A 25,678-nucleotide genomic window follows, 5' to 3' on the forward strand; every position below is an offset into this window, starting at 1 on the left:
TTCCTCGACCAGGGCCCCGGCTCGACGGTCAACAACGTTGTGCTGCAGGAAGGGTGCGAGCAGGACATCTCCGATCACCTGACGATGATGTACTCGCCGCGTGCTTTGTCGATCGCGCTGCGCGCGCTCGATCCGGTCCAGAACCCGAACCTGACCTGCACGTTCAATCCGTGGCTGATCGGGGGTGGTGGCTCCCTGTAGACGAGCGGACGATTCGGGTGCATCGCGGCACGGCTTGGTCGCGATGCACCCGATTTTCGTGTGTTCAGGGGACGAGCAGCGCGGCGGCGCGTTCCCAATAGGTGTGCATGTCCTGCTCCCAGTAGCCCCACGAATGCGTGCCCGCCGGGCGGAAATCGAAGGTCGCCGGGATATCCAGGGCGGCCAGGCGGTCACGCAGCAACGCGGTGCACACCACGGTGATCCCGTCGAGTACGCCGCCGATGAGCAGCTGATCGAGCAGTTTCACCGGATTGCGCTGGATACCAGGGCCGTTCAAGGTGTCCAGCGGGCCGGGCAGGCCGTTGCCGGTGCTCACATACACCTGAACTCCGCGTAGCTTCTCGGCATTGAGGGCGGCGTCATTGGCCGTCCAGGCCGGATCGGTGGGTGGTCCCCACATGTTGAGCGGGTTGCCGCGGCGCGCGGTGACGATCGAGGCCACCATCGCCTGTCCGGCCGGGTTGCTGGTCTGGATGCAGCCGCTGAACGAGCCGACCATCTGAAACCGCTGCGGTGCTTGCTGTGCCATCCGGAAGACCGCCGAGCTGGCCATCGAGAGTCCGGCGACGGCGTCGCGGCCGGTCCCGTGGAAGGCCGAATCGATGATCGGCGGCAGTTCGGTGGTGAGGAAGGTCAGCCAGCGGTTGCGTCCGGTACCGGGATCGTCGGCCTGCCAGTCGGTGTAGAAGGTGCCCGCACCGCCGATCGGCATCACGATGTTCGCCTGTTTCGCGGCGAAGAAGTCGAGGGCGTCGGTCTTGGTGAACCAGTTGCTGCCCTCGCGCCAGTCGGGGGTGTCGGTGCCACCGTCGACGCCGTTGATCAGATACAGCGAGCCGGCGGGCGCCTCGGGGTCGGCGGCGGGAATGACCGCGACGGTGACCGGTCGATTCATCGCCGCGGAGTGCACGGTCACATCGATCACCTTGCCCGGCCCGTTCGCCGCGGCCGCGACGGCGTAGGAGCCGTTCGGCGCGGGCAGCGCCGCCGCCATGCCACGGGCGGCCACCAGGTCCGGGGCCGCCTGCGCCGTCGCGACGACGGGCAGGCCCGCGGCGGCGACCGCCACCGTGAGCGCGAGCCGTCGCACCATCGAATTGCGCACTGTCTTGTCTCCGTTCACTGCTGCGTCGTTATCGCCCATGCCGACTCGTTCCGTCGACCAGGCGCAGTTCCTTGGCGTCGGGCCACAGCGCCGACCACGGTTCGCTCGGGCCGTCGCACAGCCACAGCGCGACGCCGCGGTTCACGCCGGGAAAGCCGAGGGGCTCGTCGACGCGGGTCAGCAGCGTCGTCTGCGTGAAACGGGTACGCAGCGCGGTGTCGGGACCGTCGACCCCGAGGTAGAGCACCGTGGTCGCGGTGTCGGGTGGGGCGCCGAAGTAGCCATAGCCGCGGTTCGGACTGAACACCGCGGGAAGACCGGCGGCAGGCCCGAATTCCTCGAGTGCCGCTGCCTGCCAATAGTTCTGGGTCACGATCACCACACCCTCGCGCTGCCGCGGCGGTATCCGGTGATAGGTCTCGGCAACCGCGGTGACCAGGTCGTCCCAACCGCTCGGACCGAAAAGCACACTGCGCGAGTGGATCTGGGAATAGTCGGTCGTCGACTGCCGCAACGCCGACCCCGGTAGGGGCAGCGCGACGACGAGCGCGACGCAGATCGCGGTAGCCAGCGTGCCGAAACCACCGCCGATGATCGCGCCGCGTCGCGTGATACCCCGGTCCGCCAGATACACCGCGCCCGCGGCGAACAGCCCGGGGAAAGCACCGGCCACGAAGTAGGGGCGCAGGCCCGCCAGCACCACCGCGCCCAGCCCGATCGCGATCATCGGGATCAGGAAGTAATACGGACGGAACCGCTGCGCGCGCAGCCCGGCCCACATGCCGGCGAGCAACAGCAGACCGGCTGCTCCGGTGACCTGAATCATCGTCCACGGCGCCGCGAGAACCCCGGCGGTGGCGAGCTGCTCATCGCGCACAATCGCGCCCATCGCCAGCTGTGGCCAGCCATTGCTGTGCTGCCACCACAGAATCGGGACCGCCGACCCCGCGAGCAGACCCGAGCCGAGCCACCACGCGGGCCTGCGCAGCATCTCCCGCGGCCCGAACACGGCCACGCCGAGCGCGAGCACCGCCCAGATGATCGGAATCAGCCACTTGACCTGGAAGTCGACGGCGGCGACGAACCCCGCCGCGACCAACAGGTAGTCCTCGCGAGTGCGCACCCAGCGGATCAGCAGCCACGCGAGCACCGCCGTCAAGGTGATGTCGAGGGCGAAGGTGCTCAGCATCGCCGATTGCATCACCGCCATCGGGGTGGTCGCGTAGGCGAGCGCGGCGACGGTCTGGGGGAGTCGGCCGCCGCCGAACTCCCTGGCCATCACCGCGCTGAGCACGATGGCCAGCACTGTGAACAGCAGCGCGGGTACCCGCAGTGCCACTGTGGATCCCGGTGCGAGGTGGTCCGACAGTGCCGCCAGCAGCGGAACCAGCGGGCCCTGATCGGCATAGCTCACCGACGGATGCCGTCCGGCCGCGAGGAAATACAGTTCGTCACCGCCGATCCGATAGCGGTCGATCCTGGCGAGGAACAGGATGGCGGCCACGGCGGCGACGATCGATACCTCGCGCCACGCGAAGGCGGGCAGCGTGCGGAGGGGGGCGGTGGGCACCTCGACGGTGCCGCTCCGGACGTTCATGGTGGTACTCCGCGGGTTCAGTCCCGGTCGCCGCGGACTGGCGTCGGAGCAGCTCCGGAAGGTGTCGGGTGGGCGAGGGTCTGGTGTTGCGGCGCGGGCCGCAGGCGTTCGAGCCACGTCGGCGCCCACCAGCAGGCGTCGCCGAGCAGCCGCATGGACGCGGGCACCAGCAGCATCCGCAGGATGGTGGCGTCGATGAACAGTGCGGTCACCATGCCGAAGGCGATGTACTGCATCATCAGCAGATCCGACAGTGCGAACGCGCCGGTGACCACCAGCAGGATCACCGCGGCCGCGGTGATGATGCGGCCCGTCCGGGCGATACCCGCCTGCACGGCTTCGGTGGTGGAAGCGCCCGCGGCCCTGGCTTCGACGATGCGTGACAGCAGGAATACCTCGTAGTCGGTCGAGAGCCCGTAGACCACCGACACGATCACGACCAGGACCAGCGACATGATCGGTTGCGGGGTGAAGCCGAACACCCCCGCGCCGTGCCCGTCGATGAAGACCCAGGTGAGCACGCCCAGCGTGGCGCCGAGCCCGAGCAGATTCAGCACGGCTGCTTTGAGCGGCAGCACCAGCGAACCGAACGTCAGCGCCAGCAGTAGCGTGCTGGCCAGGAAGACGAACAGGACCATCAGCGGCATCCGCTCGACCAGCGCGTCGATGCTGTCCTTCTCCACGGCGGGCTGCCCACCGACCATCAGCGTCGTGCCGGGCGGTAACGGCATCGAGCGCAGGTAGTCGATGGTCGCCTCGGCATCGCCGGATCCGGCGAGCACGGTCTGGGTGGTGAGGACCTGGGGCTGGAACGGCGACTGCATCGGTTCGGCGAACGGCGCGGCCAGGCCGGGGGCGTGGTTGGCGTCGGCGCGCACGGTATCGGCGGTCTTGGGGTCGAAGGTGACGATGACAAGGTCGATCGGGTCGATCTGGCGCAATGGGAACAGTTCGTCGAAGTGCTGCTGGGCCAGGCGCGTCGGATGCGACGGCGGGAGAAACCGCTCGTTGATGGAACCGAAGGCCAGATTCTGGATCGGGACGATGAGCAGCAGCAGACCGAGGCAGATCGGAACGGCCACCACCAGTGGACGTTTCATGACTCCCGCGGCGAATCGACCCCAGCCGTTGCCGGGAACACGATCTCTCGCGACCGGTTTACGGAACCAGTCGACGCCGAGCCAGTCGACGCGCCTGCCCAGTACGGCCAGCATCGCGGGGAGAAGGGTGATCGAGGTCAGTGCGGCCAGGGAGATGGTGATGATCGCGCCGTAGGCGAACGACCGCAGGAAGCCCTGCGGGAACACCAGAATCCCGGCTGCCGCGACCACCACGATCAAGGCGGAGAACAACACAGTGCGTCCCGCCGTGGTCACCGAGCGCCGGACCGCATCGTCGACAGTGCGTCCGTCGGCGAGTTCCTCGCGGAACCGGCTGAGCACGAACAGTCCGTAGTCGATCGCCAGGCCGAGCCCGATCATCGAAACGACCGGGGAGACGAAGGAGTTCACCTCGGTGACCGCGGTGAGGCAGCGCAGCAGTCCCCACGCGCCGAGCATGGTGAGTCCGCCGACGATCAGCGGCAGCGCCGCGGCGACGACGCCGCCGAACAGGAAGAACAGCAGGATCGCGACCGCGGGGACGGCGAACAACTCCACCCGACGCTGATCCTGAACCATGGTGTCGTTCAACGCGAGTGCGACCGGTTGTCCGCCGGCGAGTTCGACCTCGACTCCGGGGATCACGAACTCCTCGGCGATCTTGCGGTAATTGCGGCCCTGTTCGGTGGGGTCGAGGCCGCTGACCGCGACCGAGGCGAACGCGTAGTCACGGTCGGGGGATCCGAAGACCTCGGGAATCGCCACGCCGGTATCAGTCGGCCAATACGCGCCGTTGACGCGGTCGATCTCGTTCGGGAACCGCTGCGGCAGAGTGTTCAGGCCCGCCACGACCGTCGCGGCGAAAGCCGGATCGTCGATGGTGGTGCCTTCGGGCGCCCGCACCAGCAGGAGCACGTCGCTGCTGTGATCACGGCCGAACGCGTTGTCGCGCACGTGTGCCGCGCGCACCGATTCCGAGGACGGATCGTCGAAGCCCTTCGAACTGAGATCCGCGCCGAGTCCGAGCCCGTAGGTGCCCAGTGCCAGTAATCCGGTCACCATTATCAAGATCACCAGATATCGCCGCCGCACGACGGTGTCTGCCCATTGTGTCAACTCGGCGAACACATTCGCCTCCCAACTGCTCGCGATGTGGTCGAACTTGTCAGGAGTCGCCTGCCTTTTCGGTCGCTACCGCGCAATGTTGCGGCCGGTCACAACGATTCTCGGAATGCTGTTGTGAGCCATGACTTCGCGCGCTGGGCCCGATCACAGGAGACCGCGCGATTACCCGTCCGAAATTCCAGAGGTCGGTAATCGCCACGATCGCCGCGGGGGTGGGCTTCTACGTTGACACCAACGGTCACATGCCACAGGCCGGTCGAGCCGGAGGAAATTTCGTGTCGGATATTGCCATTGTCGGAATCGGATGTCGGTTCGCGGGCGGAATCGATTCCCCGGAATCGTTCTGGGACTTTATCGTCGACAAGCGCGACGGCGTCGTGGAGATGCCCGCCGATCGCTGGGATTGGCGCCGCTACTACGACCCCGAACCGCGAACCCCGGGGCGCAGCTACACCAAACACGGCGCCTTCATGACCAACGATCCGTGGGAGTTCGATCCCGACTTCTTCGGGATCTCACCGCGCGAGGCCACGGTGCTCGACCCGCAGCAACGGTTGATGCTCGAGGTGACCTGGGAGGCCCTCGACGATGCCGGGATCGCGGGGCGCTCGGCCGGCGCGCAGGTGGGGGTCTATGTGGGCGGCTTCGTCGTCGACCAGTCTGTGATCGGGGTGGTGGGCCCTGCCCTGTTCCACACCGACATGCACACCCCGGCCAGCGCCTCCTACACGATGCTGTCCAACCGCATCGCCTACGCGCTGAACCTGGTCGGTCCGGCGATCACCGTCGACACCGCGTGCTCGTCGTCGTTGGTGGCGCTGCACCTGGCCTGCCAGGCGCTGGAGAACGACGACTGCGAGGTCGCGCTGGCGGGCGGGGTCAATGTGATGCTGCAGCCGGAAACCTTCGTGCTCATGTGCAAAGGCGGCTTCCTGGCCACCGACGGCCGCTGCAAGTCCTTCGACGCGTCCGCCGACGGTTACGGTCGCGGCGAGGGCGCGGGCATGGTGGCGCTGAAGAAGCTCGAAGACGCTGTCCGCGACGGTGATCGCGTGTACGCGGTGATCAAGGCCACCGGGTCGAATCAGGACGGGCGAACGACCGCGATCACGGTGCCGAACGCCGACTCGCAGGAGGCGCTGGCCCGCACCGTGTGCGAACGCTCGGGCCTGGCGCCCGACGAGATCACGTACCTGGAGGCACACGGCACCGGCACACTGGTCGGCGATCCGGTCGAATTGCGCGCTCTCGGACGGGTTTTCGGTGCCGCGTCCGGGCGCACCGGCACCATCGGCGTCGGCTCGGTGAAAGCCACGATCGGTCACACCGAGGCCGCCGCGGGCGTGGCCAGCGTGATCAAAGCCGCACTGGCACTGCGACATCGCACGTTGCCGCCGCAGGGCTGGCTGAACGAGCCGAACCCCGACATCGCGTTCGACGAGCTGGGCTTGCACGTCCAGACCGAGGCGCAACCGCTGCCCGCCGACGCCGCGCCGATGTCGGTGGCGGTCAACGGGTTCGGGTACGGCGGCACCAATGCCCACGCGATCCTGCAGGAGTTCCGCGCGCCCGAATCGCCGACCGAACCGGCCCGTCACCTCGGCATTCTGCCCATCTCGGCCCGCAGTACGGGTGCCGCGCGTGCGTTGGCGGGCCGGTTCGCCGACCTGATCTCCGCGGGGGCCGACCCGGACCGGCTGGCCGAAGCGGCGTGGACCCGGATGGCGCACCACCCGTTCCGCACCGGTGTACTCCTCGACGGTTCCACCGACGACCTGGTCCGTGAACTGCACGAGTACGCCTCGGGTACCGGGCGCGACGCCGGCCGCACGGTGTCCTCCAGCGCCGCCGAGCCGGTGTTCGTCTTCTCGGGCATGGGACCGCAGCACTGGAAGATGGCCCGCGGGTTGCTCGCCGCCGGTGGAGTGTTCGCCGAGACCGCCGAGCAGATCGACGCGGAATTTCGCGCGATCGCGGGCTGGTCGATCATCGAGGAACTGAGCAAGCCGGAGGACGAGTCCCGGGTGACCAGCACCGAGGTCGCGCAGCCCGCGAACTTCCTCGTCCAAGTGGGCCTGGTACGCGAGCTGGCCGGATACGGCATCGTCCCCGCGGCCATCGTCGGACACAGTGTGGGCGAGGTGTCGGCGGCGTACGTCAGCGGCATGCTGACACTGCGCGAAGCGGTGCGGGTGGCCTATCACCGAGCGCGACTGCAGGCCACGACCGCCGGAACCGGCGGGATGCTCGCTGTCGGCTTGACCAAGGAACAGGCCGACGCGCTCGTCGCCGACGATCCGCGCGTCGACATCGCCGCGATCAACAGCCCCACCTCCCTGACGCTGTCCGGCGACGTCGACCGACTCGACGAGATCGCCGAGAAGCTCACGGAGGACGGCATATTCGCGCGCCGGCTGCGGGTCGAGGTGCCGTATCACAGTCGCCTGATGGATCCGATCCACGACGAACTGCGCACGGCGCTGGCCGATCTGGCGCCGCAGGCGCCCACGGTGGCGCTGTACTCCTCGGTGACGGGGGAACTCGTCACCGACGGCGACTGGAACGCCGAGTACTGGTGGTCGAATGTCCGGCAGCCGGTGCGGTTCTTCGCCGCGATCGCGAGCTTGATCGCCGCAGGCAACCGGATCTTCCTCGAGGTCGGTCCCCATCCGGTGCTGTCGGGCAATATCCGCGAGGCCCTGGTCGACGCGGACGTGAACGGCACCACGGTGCCCACCCTCGACCGCGAGCAGTCCGATTCGCACAGCATCCGGCGCACCCTCATCGGTCTGCATGCCGCCGGGGTACTCGACCGTGAACTGTTGTTTCCCGCCGAGCGTGGCGTCACCGCGCACGTACCGTTGCCGCGCTATCCCTGGCAGCGCACCCGCCTGCACTCGGCGCTGCCACTGTTCGAGCAGGCCCGCCTCGGCACACCCGGCGGGCACGCGATGCTCGGCGACCCCGATGTGGAGGGCCGCCCCGAGTGGCTGCTGCAGGTGGGCACCGAACTGTTGCCGTGGCTGGCCGACCACGTCGTCAACGGCGTCAAGATCATGCCCGGCGCGGCCTACCTGGACGCCGCGCTGAGCGCCACCGCCGCGCGGATCGGCAGCAAACAGGTTGCGCTGGAGGGCGTTCGGTTCGTCGCGCCGCTGATCATGGGTGCCCCCGATGTGCCGTTGGTCGCGATGAGCGTCGAGGAGGCCAGCGGTCGCTTCATGATCAGATCGCGCAGCGCGACCGGAACGGCGTGGACGGTGCACTCGACCGGGCGCACCCTGACCGGCAGCCACGAACAGACCGAAGTCGCGTTGCCCACCATCGAGGTCGGTGTCGACGTCGACCCGGCGATGTTCTACGCGGGCCTGGCCTCGGCCGGGCTGCAATACGGTCCGACGTTCCAGCGGGTGAGCTCCGTGCGGGTGGGACGCGACGTGGTGCTGGCCACCGTCGACGGGAGCATCGCCGAAGGCTCGCGACATCTGGCGCATCCGGCCGTCGTCGACGCCGCGATGCAGTGCGCGGCCATGCTTTTCACCGACGAACGGATCAACGAGGGCGTGATGGTGCCCGTCGGGGTGAACGCGGTGCGGCTGCTCGCCGAACTCCCCGCGGAGATCACCGTCATCGCCCGCCGCGACCCCGGTGCCCGCCTGCGCGCCGATGTCGACCTGCTCGACCGGGACCGAAACCTGGTGGCGCGGTTGACCGGCCTGCAGATCGGTGCGCTCAAGCCCGGTGACAGCCCGCTGCACCGGATGGCCGACTTCTACTACACCGAGGTGCTCGAAGAGCGCGACCCGATCGACCCCGCGGCGCTGACCGAAGCCGGGTCGGTGTCCACCGTGATCGTCGCGCTCGGTGACAGCCCGCGCACCGCCGAACTGGCCGCCGCGATCCCGGGGTCGCGGGTGCAGCTCGTCGACCCGAACAGCGACGAACTGGAGTCGGAGCTCGTCGCGAATCTGGCGGCGGCGAAAGCCGACGAAACGCAGCGCACCCACGTCTGTGTGGTCGTCGGTGCGAGCACCGACGACGTCGCCGACCTGTGGACGCTCAAGCGCGTCGCGGTCGCGGTGTCGGAGTACGTCACCCCGACCGTGGAAGGCGCCCCGCCACAGATCAGCTTCGGCGACGGCAACGTCCACGCCACGCTGGTCACCGAATCCGCCTTCACGGTTCCCGGCAGCGATGTCGCACCGGACCCGCGCCAGGCCGCGCTCGCCGGTGGCCGCCGGGTGCTGCTCAACGAACAGACCCCGCTGCGCTGGCGGTTGGTCGACACCGAACCCGGCACCACCGTCGCCGAACTCGTCGCCGAACTGGGTGTGCCCGGTGCCTTCACCCTCGACAACAGCGACGAGGTGCTGCTGCGCGACGGCAGGCGCTGGGCGCCGATGGTGACCAAGCCGCTGCCCGAGCGCATCGACGAGCTCGAGACGTCGCATCCGCTGGCCGATCCGGCGGCGAACTTCGAGCTGGACATGCCACGCACGCGGGTGCTTTCGCAGGTGGCGTGGCGTGAATGCCCACGTCCGGAGCCGGCCGCGGGCCAGATCGAGGTCGCGATGGCGGTGATCGGATTGAACTACAAGGATCCGCTCAAGGTCATCGGCCTGCTCGGCGAACGCGAACTCGCGCCGACGTATTTCGGCACCGTGCCCGGTATGGAGGGCATCGGCACCGTGGTTCGGGTCGGTGCCGAGGTCACCGATGTCGCGGTCGGCGACAAGGTCGCGGTGGCGTCCAAGGGCATGATGCGCCGATTCGCCGTCGTCGATCGGGCGCTGGCGGTGATCGTGCCCGCCGACACCGATCCCGGCTACTGCACCAGCACCATCGCCTTCGGCACGGCCGAATACGCCCTGCACGACCTGGCCCGCCTCGAACCGGGCGAGACCGTGCTGATCCACGGTGCGGCGGGCGGCGTCGGCACCGCGGCCATCCAGGTGGCCAAGTCGATCGGCGCCCGCATCATCGGCACCGCGAGCTCGCCCGAGCGGCGCGAACACGTCCTGGCCATGGGTGCGGATTTCGCGGTGAACTCGCGTTCGCTCAATTTCGTCGACGATGTCCTCGCGCTGACCGGCGGCGCCGGTGCCGATGTGATCGTCAGCAGCGCACCTGGTGAGATCCTGCGCCAGAACTTCAACGCCGCAGCTGAATTCGGTCGCATCGTCGAGGTCGGCAAGGCCGACATCTACACCGGCGGGCTGCTGGAACTGGCCAACTTCGACAAGAACCTCGCCTACTACTCGATGGATCTGGACCGCCTGGTCGCGGTGCGCCCGCAACGGCTGTCGCGACTGCTGGAGCGGGTGTTCGAGAAGGTCACCGAAGGCGTCTACACCCCGCTGCCGTACCAGATGTTCGAGACACACGAGGTGAGTCAGGCGTTCGAGGAGACACTGCGGTCCTCGCGCGTCGGCCGGGTCGCCCTGCGGATGGACGATCCGCGCCCGCCCGTGCGGCCCTCGCTGCCGCCGCTCGACATCGACGGTGCCGGAAGCTATCTCATCACCGGTGGGTTCGGTGGGTTCGGCATGGCGATCGGCCGCTGGCTGGCGCTGCGCGGTGCGCGCAGGCTGGTACTGGTCGGGCGCAGCGGCGCCGCCACCGAGACGGCGCGCCGCCAGCTCGAGGTGTGGCGCGCGGTCGGCATCGAGGTGATCGAAGAACACGCCGACGTCACCGATGCCGCCGCCGTCGCCGCGATCGTCGCCCGCGCGCACACCGAACAGCACCCGTTGCGCGCGGTGTTCCACGCCGCGGGCGCGGTGGCCGACAACCGTCTCGCCAGCATGGCGCGCGACGAGCTCGACCGGGTCTATCGCCCCAAAGTCCATGGCGCGCAGGTGATCCACCAGGCGGTAGCCGATGCGGGCATCACCCTCGACATGTTCGTGCTGTGTTCCTCGGGCGGCTCGATGTACGGGATCTACGGTCAATACAACTACTGCGCTGCCAACGTCGCCGTCGAAACACTGGCCCGGCGCTGGGCCGCCGCGGGGGAACGCGCACTGTGCGTCGGCTGGGGACACCTGTCCGGCGCCTCGGGCGGCATGGCATCGGATGAAACCGCCGAAAAGTATCTGGACCTGGTGGGTTTCGGTCCAATCGACATGGCCGACGCCACCGCCTACCTCGAACAGACCCTGCGCCTCGGCGTGACGAACGCGGCGATCATTCCCACCGACTGGGCGAAACTGACCGGAACCTTCCCGCAGCTGGTACGCACCGGCCGCACCGCCGCCCTGGCGCAGTCCTCGGCCAAGGACACCTCCGAATTGGCCAAGCTCCGCGCCGAACTCGCCGCGATGGAGGAAGCCAAGCGCGGACCCGCCATCGCCCGCAAGATGGCCGACGAACTCGCGGTGGTCATGGGGGTGCCGGTCGAATCGATCGACATGACGGTGCCGGTGCCGGAGCTGGGGCTCGACTCGTTGATGGCGGTCGAACTGGGCGCGCGGGTCACCAAGACGCTCGGCATCGACCTGATGTCGATGCAGATGGGCCGCTCGTTCAGTTTGGAACAGGCGGGCCCGAAGGTCGCGGAGCTGATTCTGGCCTCCGAACCCGCTGTCACACCGCCACTTCCGGAGGTGACGCCCGGTGAATCCGCCCCGCGGATCGTCGACGTGCCCGACCAGTGGACCGTCGAGCGACCGGCGGAAGTCTCGATGGCGGGATCGCACTGATGGTCGACTTCGGCTTGATCGACGAATGGCGCCCGGCGCCCGGTCGGCTCGTGACCTGGTTCGCCTCGGCGGACTCGGTCGCGCGCGCGGCCAGGGCGCCGGTCCATCCGGCGCCGCCCTCGCTCCAGCAGGAGCAGTATCTGCGCCTGGCCGACCGGCACGCGGGCGCGGACTTCCGGTTCTCGGGCCTGTGCCTGGTCACCGCCGAGATCCCCACCGGTGACCTCGACCGCGCCGCGATCACCCGGGCGATCCACGCATTCCTGTTGCGCCACGACACCTTTCGCACGTGGTTCGCTGTCGAAGCCGGCGGCACAGTGCGGCGTCATCTGGTGCCCGAGGCCGATGTCGAGTTCGTGCCGGTCGACTACGGCCACATCGACGATCCCGAGGCGATCTGCCGGCACGTGGAGAAGACGACACCGGGCCCGTTCCAGTGGGATTGCTTCACCTTCGGTGCCATCGAGCACGGCGATTCCATCACCGTGTACCTGGCCGTCGACCACCTGCACACCGACGGACTCGGGCAGTACCTGTCCGCGGCCGACTTCGCCCAGCTCTACGCCGCGCAGCTGTGGGACGAGGCCGAACCGCTCGCGCCCGCGGCGAGCTATCTCGACTACTGCCGCAACGAGCGGTTCTTCAGCGACCAGCAGAGCCTTTCCTCTCCCGGTGTGAAGAAATGGCTGGCGCTGTTGGGCGGCAACGACAACAAGCTTCCGGTCTTCCCGCTCGACCTCGGCAAGAAGACCGACGGATACCATCGCAGCGCCCACCGCAGCGTCGTGCTGTTCGACGACGACGAGGCCGATCGATTCGACGAGGTCTGCCGTGCCAACGGCGCCGAATTCGTCGGCGGTGTGTTCGCCGCGGCCGCACTGGCCGAACGCGAGCTGGTCGGATCGGACTACTACTTCGGCATGACCCCGGTGAGCACCAGGACCTCGGCGGCCGAGAACAATTCGGTGGGCTGGTACGTGACGCTCGTTCCGGTCGCGTTCCCGCTCGGCGAACGCACCACGGTCGCCCGCGCGCTCGCGCTCGCGCAGCGGGCCTACGACAGCGGACTCCTGCTGGCGCCCACCTCTTTTCACCGTGTTCTCGACCTGCTGCCCCCCGATTCCGAGATCAAGGCCGAGCCGGGGTGGGTCACCCCGATGATCTCGTTCATCGACGCCAGGGACTTCCTGGGCAACGAGCTGTTCGACAGCATGAACGCCGGGGTCTTCGCCAACCGGGCTGCCTCCGAGGAAGCACTCATCTGGATCAACCGGCTACCGGGCCGGACCTCGTTGAGCGTCATCTTCCCCGACACCGCGATCGCGCAGGAGTCGGTGCGCCGCTACCTGGCCACCATGAAGTCCGTATTCGGAGCCATCATCGACAGCGCCGCGGAGCACCCATGATCCGAGAAGAGTTCGTCCCGACCATCTTTCGCGACCCCGCCATTCCCGATGGCGAGAAGTCGAGATACCGCGTCGGCATCGCCGGCGAGCCCGGCGGCTTCGAGATATCGCACGTGGTCGTGCACGACCGGGGCGGCTATCACACGACACTCGAGGCGAGCCCGGAAGACAAGAGCGGACGCGACCGTGAACTGGTGATGACCGTCGAGCAGCGAATAGGGCGTATCGACGGCCGACTGCACGCGGAAAGCTATCGCGCGCAGACCCGGTCGGGGTCGACGGTGGTTTCGCGCGAGGAAGTGAATTTCGTCGACACCGTGCACCTGCAGTTCGGTGGCCTGCCCGGACCGTTCCCGCCGAATGTGATGCCGATCGCCGGTGGGCTGACGATGTTGCGTGGACTGGACTTCGCCGACGGGCTGGTCGAAACGGTCGACGTCTGGCTCGCGGCGTCGGTGCACTGGCCACTGCTCGTCCGGGTGGAGAAGCAGGTCGTGTTCGCGGGACCGGCCGGGGTGTTCCCGTGTTGGCAGGTGCGGTTGCGGCCCGGCTTCGACCAGGTGAACGGGATGCTGGACAAGATGGTCGGCTCGGTCGTGCCGCCGTTCATCGCCCTGTTCGAGGTGGCGGCGCCGCACCGGATGGTGCAGTTGAGCTTTCCGACCCAGATGTCGATGTCGGCCCCGCGCGCCACGATGGAACTGGTGTCGTGAGCGACACCACCGGGGTCGCGAAGGCGCAGGTGCCCGAGCTCGGCGCGTGGCTGGCGTTCGGCGCCTGCCTGATCGCGGTGTTCATGCAGATGATCGACGTGACGATCGTGAACACCGCGCTGCCGAGTCTGACCGCCGACCTCGGTGCGTCCAGGTCGGCACAGCTGCTGGTGATCTCCGGGTACGCGCTGGCGTTCGCCTGCACCCTGCTCACCGCCGCGCGGATCGGTGCGATGGTCGGTCGGCGCACGATGTTCCTGGTGTCGGTGGTCGCCTTCACCGCGGCTTCGGTGTGGTGTGGATCGGCCGGTGGCCCTGCCGAACTCGTGCTCGCGCGGGTGGTCCAGGGTGCGGCGGGGGCGGGGATGGCCGCCCAGACGATCGCCATTCTCACCGCCGGTTTTCCGCGCGAGCGCCATCCCCTGGTTTTCGCGCTGTACGGGGGAGTGGCCGGATTCGCCGGGATGCTCGGACCCATCGTGGGCGGTGTGCTGCTCACCATCGATATCGGTGGGTGGGGGTGGCGGTCGGTCTTCCTGATCAACCTGCCGATCGGGCTGTTCGCGTTCGGATTGGCCTGGAAATTCCTGGACCGGAGCAGTCCGGCCGGTCGTCATCCACTCGATCTGGTCGGTGCCGCGCTGTCCGGGCTCGGCTTGTTCGCGCTGATCGGGGGCCTGGCTCAGATCCAGGAGCACGGGTGGCGGCTCGACCTGCTCGCCGTCACCGGTGCCGGGCTCGTGCTGACGGCGGTGTTCCTCGCCCAGCAGCGCACCCGCACCGCGCGCGGTGCCGACCCGCTCGTGCGGCTGGACCTGTTCGGCAACCACGGCTTCCGGATCGGCTCGGTGCTGGTCGGCGCGTTCTTCGGGCTGTTCACCGCGTTCGTGTTCGCCGCCTCGATCACCATGCAGGATGTGCTCGGCTACTCGCCGCTGCTCACCGGCATGGTGATGACGCTGTTCGCTCTCGGTGCGGGCGCCGGCGCCCTCGGTTCGCTGATTCTGGTGCCGCGCTGGGATATCTGGGCGCTGGCCGCCGGGATCGCGCTGTTCGGCGGATGTATCGGCGCGGGCGGGGTGTACCTGTATCTGGTCGACGGTGTAGCGAACGCGCTGCTCTGCGCGGGTCCCGTGTTCGCGGCCGGATTCGGTGTCGGCCTGTTCGGCGTGCAGTTGCAGCCGATGATGCTGTCCGGGTTGGACGCGAATCGGATGGCCGAGTCCTCCGGTGTGCTGCCCACCATCGAACAGGTCGGCAATGCGGTCGGACTCGCGGTGCTGACCACAGTGTTCTTCGGTTCGCACAGCCTCGGCGGCAGCATCATGATGATGGGCGCCATCGCCGCGGTCGCGCTGGTGCTGGCGGTGCTCACCTTGGCGATGCCCTCGCGCGAGCGTCGAGAACAGGCCGCGATCGGCGTTTCGTAGGGTTTTCGCTGGTCGTCGGCGTGCGGGTGCCGCTGGTTGTCGGACCCCGGTGTCAGACTCTGGCACGTGAGATGGGCGATAGCGGAGACGGGCGAGGGCGGCGCTCGGTTGTGTCCGCTCGATCAGGACGGTCACCCGGCGGGACCGGTGCTCGACGAGCCCTCGCTCGTCGAGGCGGTGCGCACCCGCCCGGACGTGCAGCGGTGGGTCTGGCGGTCCACGGCCGACATCTACCGTGTGCTGCTGGCAGCGGGCGTGTGGGTCGAACGGTGCTACGACGTCCAGGCGGCGGAGTCGTTGCTGATCGGCCACGAGGAAGGACAGTCGGGGCAGGCGCGCTCGCTGGCGGCGGGCTGGGCGCGGTTGCACAACCTGGCCGTTCCGCCGGATGCGCCGGTGCGGGCCGCCGAGACGCAGCCGTCGCTGTTCGAATCGGGTCCGGTGCCACTGCCGCCGGGGATCGACGAGTTCACCGCCCTGCTGGCGGTGTACGCGGGACAGGTCGCGCGCACCGCTCGGGCCGAGCACCCCGAGCGCATGCGACTGCTGCTCGCCGCCGAATCGGCGGGCATGCTCGTCGCTGTCGAGATGGGGCAGCTCGGCATTCCGTGGCGCGCCGACGTCCACCGCGAACTCCTGGATTCGATGCTGGGAGAGCGCTTTCCGGGGGGATCGGAACCGCGGCGGATGGCGGAACTGGCCGAGGAGGTGTCGCGGGCGTTCGGGACCGGAGTTCGAGTCCGGCCCGACCTGCCCGCCGACATCATCAGGGCTTTCGGTCGCGCCGGAATCCTGCTGTCCTCCACCAGGAAATGGGAGCTCCAGCGGATCGACCACCCGGCGGTAGCGCCGCTGCTAGCATACAAATCGCTGTACCGTCTCTACACAGCGCATGGCTGGTCCTGGCTCGAACAGTGGGTGCACGGCGGCCGCTTCCGCCCCGAATACCTACCCGGCGGCACAGTGTCCGGGCGCTGGACCACCAATGGTGGTGGCGCACTACAGATTCCGAAGATCGTCCGGCAAGCGATCCGGGCCGACCCCGGCTGGTCGCTGGTGGTCGCCGACGCCGACCAGATGGAGCCGCGGATCCTCGCGGCGATCTCGCGCGACCCGGGGCTGATGGAAGTGGCCGGTCGTGGCGAGGACCTCTACGCGGACCTGGCCGCTCGCGGATTCGGCGGCGACCGCGATCAAGCCAAGATCGCGCTACTCGGCGCCATCTACGGCCAGACCTCCGGCGACGCCCTGACCCACCTCGCGGGCCTGCGCCGGCGCTATCCCGCCGCCGTGGCCTACGTCGACGACGCCGCGCGCGCCGGCGAGGAAGGCCGCCTCGTACGCACCTGGTTGGGACGTACCTGCACGCCGCTGTCGGTCGCGCTCGACGACGCGGACCCGCCCCAGGACACCCGCACCGAGTTCGGCGCCGACTCCGCCGCCCGCGCCCGTGGCCGCTTCACCCGCAACTTCGTGGTGCAGGGCAGCGCCGCCGACTGGGCCCTGCTCGTCCTGGCCGGAATCCGGCACGCGATCCGCGACCTCCGTGCGGAACTGGTCTTCTTCCAGCACGATGAAGTGATCGTGCACTGCCCGACCGAGGAAGCCGCTGTGGTGGCCGAAGCGATCGCCACCGCCGCAGACACCGCGGGCCGGATCGCCTTCGGGCAGACGCCGGTCCGCTTCCCGTTCACCACCGCCGTAGTGCAGTGCTACGGCGATGCCAAGTAGGAACGCCGCTAGATCAGTACTTCCCGCAGGTGGGGTCTAGCGTGGTCGCATGCTCAGTCTCGAACAGCTGGTCACCTTCGGCGCGGCAGCCTTGATCATCATCGTGATTCCCGGTCCCAGCGTGGTTTTCGCCATCGGCAGGGCTCTCGCCCACGGCCGGTCCGTCGCATTGGCCAGCGTGGCGGGCAACACCCTGGGTCTACTCACAGTGCTGGCGCTGGTCTCGGTGGGGCTCGGTGCGGTCGTCGCCGAGTCGGCCACGGTGTTCTGGATCGTGAAAATCGCCGGGGCGGCCTACCTGGTCTACCTCGGGGCCACCGCGATCCGACACCGCGCGGCGTTCGGAGCGGGAGACCTGAACCCGGAACGCTCCGCATTGCCGTGGCGGACCTCGGTGCGGCAGGGCTTCGTCGTCGGCGCGTCGAACCCGAAGTCGTTCATCCTGGCCGCCGCCGTCGTACCGCAGTTCGTGGATCGAGGCGCCGGGCAAGTCCAGCTTCAGATCTTGCTGCTCGGCCTGATCGCGGTCGCGATCGCCTTGGTGTCGGACAGCCTCTGGGCGGTGCTGGCCGCACGGCTGCGCGATTGGTTCCGCCGGTCTCCGCGTCGCGAGGAGACGCTCGGGACCGTCGGGGGCTTGTCGATGATCGGGCTCGGCGTCTCGGTGGCGTTCACCGGCAACCATGCGAAGTAGCGTTGTGACCAGTTCGAACGGCGACATCTGCCGCTCACGGGATTCGGCCGAACGGGGTGAGCTTCCCCCGATCCTGACAGCTCGAGGATGTCGGTCCGTAGATGTCGGTGGGTATCGGTAGCGTCTTGTCCGTGGAAACAGGGGAACGTATCCGAGAACTCGCCGACCGGATGGTCGCGCTGCGCGACGCCTACTACCAGGGGGCGCCGCTGGTCGCCGACGCGGAATTCGACGCGATCGAAGACGAGTTGCGCGCCCTGATCGAGGCGCACCCCGACCTCGCGCCGGACCCGAATCCGCTCGAGCAAGTCGGTGCGCCCGCGGTGCTGCACGCCCCGGTCCGGCACTCGCGGCCGATGCTGTCGCTGGAGAAGGCGACCAAGCCGGAGCAGGTCGAAGCGTTCTTCGATCGATTCCCCGGTCAGCCGGTGGTCGTGATGCCCAAGCTGGACGGCTTGTCACTGGCTCTGGTCTTCGAGAACGGGCGGCTGGCGCGTGCTGTCACCCGCGGTGACGGCACCACCGGTGACGACGTCACCCCGCTGGTCCGTGCCCTCGTCGACGGGGTCCCCGAGCGGATCGACCTGCCGGGCCGCGTCGAGGTGCGTGGGGAGGCGGTGATGTTGCGTTCGACCTTCCTGGCCTACAACACCGCACACCCGGACAAGCCACTGATCAATCCGCGCAATGCCGCGGCGGGCACCCTGCGCGCGAAAGACCCGGCGACCGTGTCGGAACGGCGCCTGCAGTTCTTCGGCTTCGACCTGGATACCGCCGCCGACGACGCCGCGCACGACCTCGGAGAAGGACTGCGGGCGATCGGCGTCGCGGGGGCGCAGATGCGGTTGTGCGCCGACGCCGCGCGGGCACAGGCGGCGATCACCGAGATCGAGCAGGGTCGCAACGACCTGGACTACGACATCGACGGTGCCGTCCTGCGGCTGGCCGACCGTGACGCCTACGCGGCGGCCGGAACCCGGTCGAACTCCCCGCGCGGGGCGCTGGCGTTCAAGTTCGCCGCCGAGGAGAAGACCACGCTGCTGCGCGAGGTGATCTGGGATGTCGGCAAGACAGGCAAGATCGTCCCTGTCGCGTGGCTCGAGCCGGTGTTCGTCGGCGGTACGACGGTCACGAAGGCGACGCTGGCGAACCAAGAGGTGATCCGCGCCCGTGACATCAAGGTCGGTGACACGGTGCTGGTGCGTCGCGCCGGTGATGTCATCCCGTTCGTGGCCGGCGTGCTCGACGCCGCCAAGCGCACGGGCGAGGAGCTCGAGATCATCTCGCCCACCGAGTGCCCCTCGTGCGCTCAGCCGGTCATCGAGCAGGGCAACAGCCGAGAACTGTTCTGTACCAACGTCGCCTGTCCCGCCCAAACAGTGCGCAGGCTGATCCACTGGGCCTCGCGCGCGGCGGCCGATATCGACGCCATCGGGGGAGTGTGGATCGAACGCCTCGCCGAGGCGGGCATTCTCGAAAGTCCGTCGGACTTCTACACGCTCACCAAGGAACGCCTGCTCGAATTCGATCGCATCGGCGAGGTCTCCGCCGCGCGCATGATCGATTCGATCGACGCCAGCCGCCAGGTCGGCCTGCGCCGCGCCCTGATCGGACTCGCCATCCCGATGGCCTCCGACGGTACCGCCGCGCGCCTGGCCCGGTCGGGCTTCGGCTCTCTCGAAGAGGTCGCCGACGCGGGCGAGGAACGCCTTGTCGCAGTGGAGGACATCGGCCCGAAGGTCGCCGCCTCCCTGGTCGCCCACCTGACCCGGTTGCGTCCGGAACTGGACCGCTTGCGCGAGCTCGGTGTCTGCCTGGATGTGCGCGAGGAGGACCTGCCGCCGGTCATCGCGGCAGGCGCACCCCTCGAAGGCAGAACAGTGGTGATCACCGGTGCGATCAGCGACCCACGCTCCGGCGAGAAGGTGGCCCGCCCGACGTTCCAGCGCCTGTGCGAGCAGGCGGGCGCGACGGCGGCCTCCTCGGTCTCGGCGAACACCGACATGCTCATCACCGGCGCGGGAGTCGGTGACAGCAAGCTGGCGAAGGCCGAGAAGCTCGGCGTCGAGGTCGTCGACCAGGGCGAGATCTGGAAGCTGCTGATCGACGCCAAGATCATCTGACGAGCCCGCGATGCCTCACTCGGACTGATGGTCGGGGGCTCGGTCGGTGACGAAGTCCTTGGCCCAGCGGTAGTCGGGTTTGCCACTGGGGGAGCGGGAGATCGTCTCCGCCACCCAGATGCGTTTGGGGATCTTGTACCCCGCGAGATGGGGGCGCAGGTGGGTGCGCACGGCATCGAAGTCCAGGGTGTGGTCGGGGGCGATCGAGATGATCGCCGCCACCTGCTGGCCCCACCGTTCGTGCGCGACACCGATGACGACCGCGTCGTAGATCGCGTCGTGTGACTTCACGACGGCCTCGACCTCCTCCGGGAACACCTTCTCCCCGCCGGTGTTGATCACCATGTTGCCGCGCCCGATCAGGGTGATCGAGCCGTCGGACTCGGCGCGGGCGCGGTCGTCGGTGACCACGATGCGGGCACCGTCCACCGTCTTGAACAGCCGGGCGGTGCGTTCGGGGTCGTTGTAGTAGCCGAGCGGGACTGCGCCGGTCTTGGCCAGCCAACCCTCCTCGCCGGCGGCGACGGGCCGCCCGTCCTCGTCGACGACCACCGCGCCGCGCCCGGTCTGCACTCGTGGTCCGCGCGCCGGATCGTCGTCCTTCTGCGCGAAACCGATACCGCCGAAGCCGGTTTCGGACGACCCGATCGAGTCCGACACCATCGACGTCGGAAACTGCTCCAGCAGTGCGTTCTTCACGGGTTGGGACAGCAGCGCGGCCCCGGAGGCGATGACGAGCAGCGAGGAGGCGTCCACCGGTTCCGCGCTGTAGGTGTCGATGAGTGGGCGAGCCATCGCGTCGCCGGTGATGACCATGACGTGCGGCTTGTGCGTGGCGACGGATTCCCACACCCGCGCCGGGTGGAAGCGCGGCTCGAACAGCACGGTATTGCCCGACCAGAGTGCGTTGAACGTCGGCATCATCGCCGCGGCGTGGATCAGCGGCGGGAGCACGAACCAGATGGCGGGCACCCCCTGGGCGCCCGTCGCGGACTGCTGATATTCGTCGCGCACCGGTTCACCGCTGTAGAAGTCGACGCCGCCGCCGAGCACACGCCACATGTCCTCCTGACGCCACATGACGCCCTTGGGCATGCCGGTGGTGCCGCCGGTGTACATCATGAACAGGTCGTCCGCGGTGCGAGTGACCGAGGGGCGGAACGGTTTTCCCGCCTCGACGAGCTGCTCGTACAGGACCGCGCCGGTCTCGGGGGTGCCGACGTCGCGGTCGTCGTCGACACAGATCGACAGGCGCACCCCCGGCGCGAGCGCGAGGCCGGCGCGGACTGTCTCGGCGTAACAGGCGTGGTACAGCAGCACTTCGAGGTCGGCGTTGTTGTAGACATAGGCCAGCTCGGTCGGGCCGTACCGGTAGTTGATATTGATCGGGACGGCGGCCAGCTTGAAGCACGCGAGCAATGTCTCCATGGTCTCGATGCTGTTGTGCATCTGGAATCCGACGTGCGTGCCGTGGCCGACGCCCGACTCGGCGAGCCGGTGCGCGAGACGATTGGCGCGAATATCCAGTTCCCGGAACGTCACTCGACGATCGCGCTGAATCAGCGCGATCCGATCGGGCATGGCGTCGACGGAGTGTTCGAACAGGTCGGCGAAGTTGTTGGCCATGTCAATCCATCTCTCGACGATCTCTCACACGACGGTGAGCGGCAGGGGTTTGCCCCGGTCGGTGAAGGCGAAGCTCGCACCGGTGCTGAAGCGGGTCACCGCGACCTCGGACGCTTCACGGAACGGTTGTTCGGCCAGGTCGATCTCGACGGTCCAGCCGTGCTGGTCGGTAGCGGCGACCCGGGCGACGAACCGTGGGTCGACCCCGCGAACAAGGGCATCGAGGGGGCGAAGGTCCTCGGGCGTCAGCATCGAGGGCCACGCACCGTCGGTCCGTGCCCCGCTGGCATGCGGAAACCGCAGACGCACCCCGGATTCCACGACGGAGATGTCGATTCCCGTGTAGCCCAGCGGGTTCAGCGCCGGATGCACGCGCAAGACCCGGGCCAGCGCGTCCGGATCACGGCCGAGGTTCAGGCAGTTGCGGATGCGCTCGGAGGTCAGTCCGGCGATCCCGGCGAACTGCTTGCGCCCGATCCCGAGGGCGGTCGCCGCATCGGCGCGTTCCCCGATGGCGACCATGAACCCCAGGGTCAGGAGGTGCTGTTGCAGGCAGATCTCGTCGGCCATCCGGCGCAACGCGGCATGGGAGAAATCGGCGAACCGCAGATCACTCAGCAGCGGCCCCGCGTAGTCGGCCCTGCCCTCCTCACCCACGTCGATGTCGGCCAGCTCGAGCTGCGCGGCAACGGAGTTCGTGAGCAGCGCGGCGTTGCGGGGAACCTCGGGCGGGACGTGCGCGGCATCGATGACGACCGTCCACGCGCACACCGGGGTCCGGTCGGCGGGCTTGCGCGGTGGGCGGTGCACCGGCCGCACCTGGGCGTGCGGATTGGTGGCCAGCGCCGTGGCATCGAAGGTGGGGTCCTCGATGTCGTGGCACATCGCCACCACGAACTCCTCGCCCATCGGCTCCACATCGGCCAGTGCCCCGCAGTGATCGAGCCAGAACTCGCCGTGATCGTGGTCGTCGACGCGGAACCGGAAGTCCATGAACTGCGGTGGCGCGCCGATGTCGAGTTGCAGCCCTTTGAAGATGGTTTCGACGCTGTCGCCGGTGAAGCGCAGCGCGCGCTGCATCCGGCGGGTGTAGATCGGACTGGCCAGCTGCCACTCCTCGATCGCGACCGCCGTCATTCCCTCGCGGCCGAAGGCGGCGATGGTGTGCGCCATCCCGGACCGGTCGATGAGGTGACCGCACAGCAGCAGTTCGGGGACCAGTGCGGCCAGCTGGTCCCGGGACAGCTCCGCGTATCTGCTCATCGACGTCACCACAGGGAAGCGGGCGATTCGCCGATGGGGTACCAGCCGGGCAGCGGGTCCCGCGAGACGGAGCGCTCGATGCGCTGGTGCATGCCCGGCGACAGCGCGTTGTCGGTGATCATGTCGAGGAACATCGCCGAGACATTGCCGAAGTCGAAGAAGTCACGCTGCCAGGACCATTGGAAGTCGCCGCCGTAGCGGAACCAGCTGCCGCCGATGCCCTCGGGGGAGTAGTGGCGGCCGTCGGCGCGCTTGCCCTCGTTGATCTGCTTCCAGAAGCCGATGACGGTGCCGCTGCGCTCGTCGACGACGAACTCCTGATACGGGTAGGTCCAGCCCTCGAGGCCGAGCATCTCCTGGCCCAGGGCGTAGTCGCGGATCTCGTCGCGGCCGACGGCCATGAACTCCTGCTTGGGGCCGTAGTTCCAGCCGTAGGTGGCGTCGGCCGTGTACATCTCGGCCAGGGGCTTCCAGTCGCCCTTCTCCTCACATCGCTGGTTCTCCACGACCCAGCGCCGAACCATCTCGTCGAGTTCGGCCCGCTCGAAATTTGCCATCAGTCTGTGCCTTTCGCAGGGGAGTCGGATTCGCCGCCGTCGGCGATCGACAGAGCTCGGGTGGGGCAGTAGCGGATCGCGGCCTCGACGGCCTTGTACTCCGCGGCGTCGGGGGTGGCGTCGGTGATCTGGACCGGGCCGCGCTTGGGCACGGTGAAGACCGCGGGCGCCTCGTCCTGGCAGACGCCGTGTCCCTGACACAGGTCGAGGTCGACCACGATTCTCATGACGCGCCTCCGTCCGGCGTCGGACGCAGCGGTGCCTCGGGCTGCACCTCGACCAGCACCATGTGGGCACCTCGCGGGACCGAGACCACCGTCGCGACCGCGTCGGCGAGGTGGTGCGGTCGCAGCATGTAGGGGTGGCGGGCCAGGCCCCAGTCCTTCCAGTCCTGCAGTACCGGCCCGACGATCTCGGGAGTCGAATCCATGCCCATCCCGGTGAGGGTCGGGCCGGGACGTACCAGCGAGGCGCGAATTCCGGTGCCCTCCAGTTCCATGCGCAACTGACCGACCATCGCCTCCAGCCCGTTCTTGGCGGCGCTGTAGGCGCCGGACCGCGGCCGCGGGTTGTCGGCGCAATCGGAGCTGATCACGACGAGATCGCCACGGCGCCGCGCGGTCATCCCGGGCAGTACCCGGTGGACGAGACGCTGCGCGCCGACGAGATGGACCTGCACCTGGAACAGGAAGCGTTCCGGGTCCATCTCCCCGACCAGGGAGAATTCGATGTCGCCCGCGCCGGAGACGAGGATCTCGGTCGGGCCGAGCGTGCGCTCGGCGGCCGTCACGAACTCGTCGACGGAGTCGGCATCGGTGACGTCGAGACGGTGGGCGTACGCCTCGCCGCCGCCGGCCCGGATCTTGGCCGCGATCTCCTCGCACAGCTCGACCCGGCGCGCGCCCAAGGTCACCGGATGGCCGAGTTCGGCGAGCGCGACGGCCGTCGCGGCGCCGATACCGGAGGACGCGCCGGCGATCAGCGCGGGCCTGCGGTCGGGATGGGGTTCGAATCGGGGCACTAGCTGACCTCTACTGTGATGGGGAGTTTGGCGAAGCCACGGACGTTGGTGGAGTGCACCCGTTCGATGCCGTCGGCGTCGACCTCGTATCCGGTGACGCGCGAGGCGAATTCGCCGAGCACGATGGTGGCCTCGAGCCGGGCCAGGTGCGCGCCGAGGCAGAAGTGCACGCCCGCGCCGAAACTGGCGAGCGCGCTGCTGTCGTTGCGGTCGATCACGTAGCTGTCGCCGTCGTCGAAGGCGGTCGCGTCGCGATTGGCCGAGCCGATCAGCAGCAGCACCTTGGCGCCGGCCGGGATGGTGCCGCCGTGGTAGTCGAGGTCGACCGCCGCGGTGCGGGCCACGATCTGGCTGGAGGTGTCGTAGCGCAGCGTCTCCTCCACCCAGTCGCTCACCAGTTCCGGGTCGGCGACCACCTTGGCGTACTCCGCGGGATTGGCCGCCGCCCAATAGAGTGCGTTGCCCAAAAGCTTGGTGGTGGTTTCGTTTCCGGCGACGACCATCAGGAACATGAAGCCGATGATCTCCTCGTCGGTGAGGGTGTCGTCGTCGATTTCGGCGTCCAGCAGCGCCGAGGTGAGGTCGTCGGCGGGCGCGGCGCGGCGCTGGGCGACCATGTCGGCGTAGTAGCCGAACAGCCGAATCGAGGCGTCGATCGCGTCGACGGGCACATCGAGGACGCCCTCTTCGCGGTGTACCACGAGATCGGCCAACCGGCGGATCTCGGCACGGTCGGGTTCGGGCACGCCCATCAGTTCGGAGATGACGTCCATCGGCAACTTGCCCGCGACGTCGTCGATCCAGTCGAAGCTGCCGCGCGCGAGGGCGGGCTCGAGATGCTCGAGGGTGATCTCGCGGATGCGGACTTCCATCTCGGCGACGCGTTTCGGCGTGAATCCCTTGAAGACGAGTCTGCGCATCCGCATATGCCGTGGATCGTCCATTGCCAGGAACGACATCACCCGATGCGCGTGCGGACCCCAGGCCGCCGGATCGAGAGAGACGCCATTGGCGCTGGAGAGCCGGTTGCTGTCCCGAAAAGCCGCGATCACATCGGAATGCCGGGAAAGGGCCCAGAAATCGAGATCGGGATTGTGATAAAGCGGCGCCTCGGTGCGCAGGCGGTGGTAAGTCGGATACGGATCATCGTGGAATCCGTAGTCGTACGGGTCGAAAGTCAGGGGTTGCACAGCGGCGCTCGTCATCGTGAATACCCCGGTTTCGATAGGTCGTCGCCGCCGGGTGCTGGGGTCGATCGCACCGA

16 protein-coding genes and 1 pseudogene are annotated in these 25,678 nt (G+C 68.5%); 8 read left to right on the forward strand and 9 right to left on the reverse strand.

All coding sequences use genetic code 11. The features are described from left to right. Nucleotides 1-201: pseudogene (locus ACFQ9R_RS21325) on the forward strand (lipase); the annotation flags it as partial. Nucleotides 202-265: 64 nt separating this feature from the next. Here the strand turns inward: ACFQ9R_RS21325 and ACFQ9R_RS21330 are convergent. From ACFQ9R_RS21330 to ACFQ9R_RS21340, 3 genes are read right to left on the reverse strand one after another with little or no spacing between them, the layout of a single operon-like run. Next, nucleotides 266-1,366, reverse strand: coding sequence for an alpha/beta hydrolase (locus tag ACFQ9R_RS21330; RefSeq protein ID WP_378992694.1), 1,101 nt, complete (start codon nt 1,364-1,366; stop codon nt 266-268). After that, a complete protein-coding gene (locus ACFQ9R_RS21335; RefSeq protein ID WP_378992695.1) occupies nt 1,356-2,924 on the reverse strand; it encodes an ArnT family glycosyltransferase in 1,569 nt (522 codons plus the stop codon). Before ACFQ9R_RS21335 ends, ACFQ9R_RS21330 begins: the two co-directional genes overlap by 11 nt. A gap of 17 nt (nt 2,925-2,941) precedes the next feature. Next, on the reverse strand, nt 2,942-5,086 hold the full coding sequence (locus ACFQ9R_RS21340) for an MMPL family transporter (RefSeq protein WP_378993003.1): 2,145 nt from the start codon (nt 5,084-5,086) through the stop codon (nt 2,942-2,944). Nucleotides 5,087-5,424: 338 nt separating this feature from the next. On the opposite strand from ACFQ9R_RS21340, the gene ACFQ9R_RS21345 reads away from it, so the two are divergent. The 7 genes from ACFQ9R_RS21345 (at nt 5,425) to ligA (ending at nt 19,947) form a co-directional block, all read left to right on the forward strand. Then, nucleotides 5,425-11,850, forward strand: a complete 6,426-nt coding sequence (locus ACFQ9R_RS21345) for a type I polyketide synthase (protein ID WP_378992696.1) — start codon at nt 5,425-5,427, stop codon at nt 11,848-11,850. After that, nucleotides 11,850-13,256, forward strand: coding sequence for a condensation domain-containing protein (locus tag ACFQ9R_RS21350; protein ID WP_378992697.1), 1,407 nt, complete (start codon nt 11,850-11,852; stop codon nt 13,254-13,256). The genes ACFQ9R_RS21345 and ACFQ9R_RS21350 overlap by 1 nt, the downstream gene beginning before the upstream one ends. Next, a complete protein-coding gene (locus ACFQ9R_RS21355) occupies nt 13,253-13,969 on the forward strand; it encodes a hypothetical protein (protein ID WP_378992698.1) in 717 nt (238 codons plus the stop codon). Before ACFQ9R_RS21350 ends, ACFQ9R_RS21355 begins: the two co-directional genes overlap by 4 nt. Next, nucleotides 13,966-15,399 (forward strand): MFS transporter, encoded by a 1,434-nt coding sequence (locus tag ACFQ9R_RS21360; RefSeq protein ID WP_378992699.1) that lies wholly within the window; start codon nt 13,966-13,968, stop codon nt 15,397-15,399. Before ACFQ9R_RS21355 ends, ACFQ9R_RS21360 begins: the two co-directional genes overlap by 4 nt. Before the next feature lie 66 nt (nt 15,400-15,465). Next, nucleotides 15,466-17,130, forward strand: coding sequence for a bifunctional 3'-5' exonuclease/DNA polymerase (locus ACFQ9R_RS21365; protein ID WP_378992700.1), 1,665 nt, complete (start codon nt 15,466-15,468; stop codon nt 17,128-17,130). 49 nt (nt 17,131-17,179) lie between these two features. Next, nucleotides 17,180-17,824, forward strand: a complete 645-nt coding sequence (locus tag ACFQ9R_RS21370) for a LysE family translocator (protein ID WP_378992702.1) — start codon at nt 17,180-17,182, stop codon at nt 17,822-17,824. A gap of 131 nt (nt 17,825-17,955) precedes the next feature. Beyond that, nucleotides 17,956-19,947: an NAD-dependent DNA ligase LigA gene (gene ligA / locus ACFQ9R_RS21375; protein WP_378992703.1), complete on the forward strand. Its 1,992-nt coding sequence runs from the start codon at nt 17,956-17,958 to the stop codon at nt 19,945-19,947. A gap of 15 nt (nt 19,948-19,962) precedes the next feature. On the opposite strand, the gene ACFQ9R_RS21380 is transcribed toward ligA, so the two are convergent. From ACFQ9R_RS21380 to ACFQ9R_RS21405, 6 genes are read right to left on the reverse strand one after another with little or no spacing between them, the layout of a single operon-like run. Next, entirely contained in the window at nt 19,963-21,573 is a 1,611-nt protein-coding gene (locus ACFQ9R_RS21380; protein ID WP_378992704.1) for an acyl-CoA synthetase, read from the reverse strand. A gap of 24 nt (nt 21,574-21,597) precedes the next feature. Then, nucleotides 21,598-22,836: a hypothetical protein gene (locus ACFQ9R_RS21385; RefSeq protein WP_378992705.1), complete on the reverse strand. Its 1,239-nt coding sequence runs from the start codon at nt 22,834-22,836 to the stop codon at nt 21,598-21,600. A gap of 5 nt (nt 22,837-22,841) precedes the next feature. Next, nucleotides 22,842-23,393 (reverse strand): nuclear transport factor 2 family protein, encoded by a 552-nt coding sequence (locus ACFQ9R_RS21390; RefSeq protein WP_378992706.1) that lies wholly within the window; start codon nt 23,391-23,393, stop codon nt 22,842-22,844. Next, nucleotides 23,393-23,620: a ferredoxin gene (locus ACFQ9R_RS21395; RefSeq protein WP_378992707.1), complete on the reverse strand. Its 228-nt coding sequence runs from the start codon at nt 23,618-23,620 to the stop codon at nt 23,393-23,395. Before ACFQ9R_RS21395 ends, ACFQ9R_RS21390 begins: the two co-directional genes overlap by 1 nt. Further along, nucleotides 23,617-24,414, reverse strand: coding sequence for an SDR family oxidoreductase (locus tag ACFQ9R_RS21400; protein ID WP_378992708.1), 798 nt, complete (start codon nt 24,412-24,414; stop codon nt 23,617-23,619). The genes ACFQ9R_RS21395 and ACFQ9R_RS21400 overlap by 4 nt, the downstream gene beginning before the upstream one ends. Then, a complete protein-coding gene (locus tag ACFQ9R_RS21405) occupies nt 24,414-25,619 on the reverse strand; it encodes a cytochrome P450 (RefSeq protein WP_378992709.1) in 1,206 nt (401 codons plus the stop codon). Before ACFQ9R_RS21405 ends, ACFQ9R_RS21400 begins: the two co-directional genes overlap by 1 nt. Between the last annotated feature and the right edge of the window lie 59 nt (nt 25,620-25,678).

The organism is Nocardia sp. NPDC056541 (assembly GCF_042794235.1).
In the GTDB taxonomy this organism is placed as follows: Bacteria; Actinomycetota; Actinomycetes; order Mycobacteriales; family Mycobacteriaceae; genus Nocardia.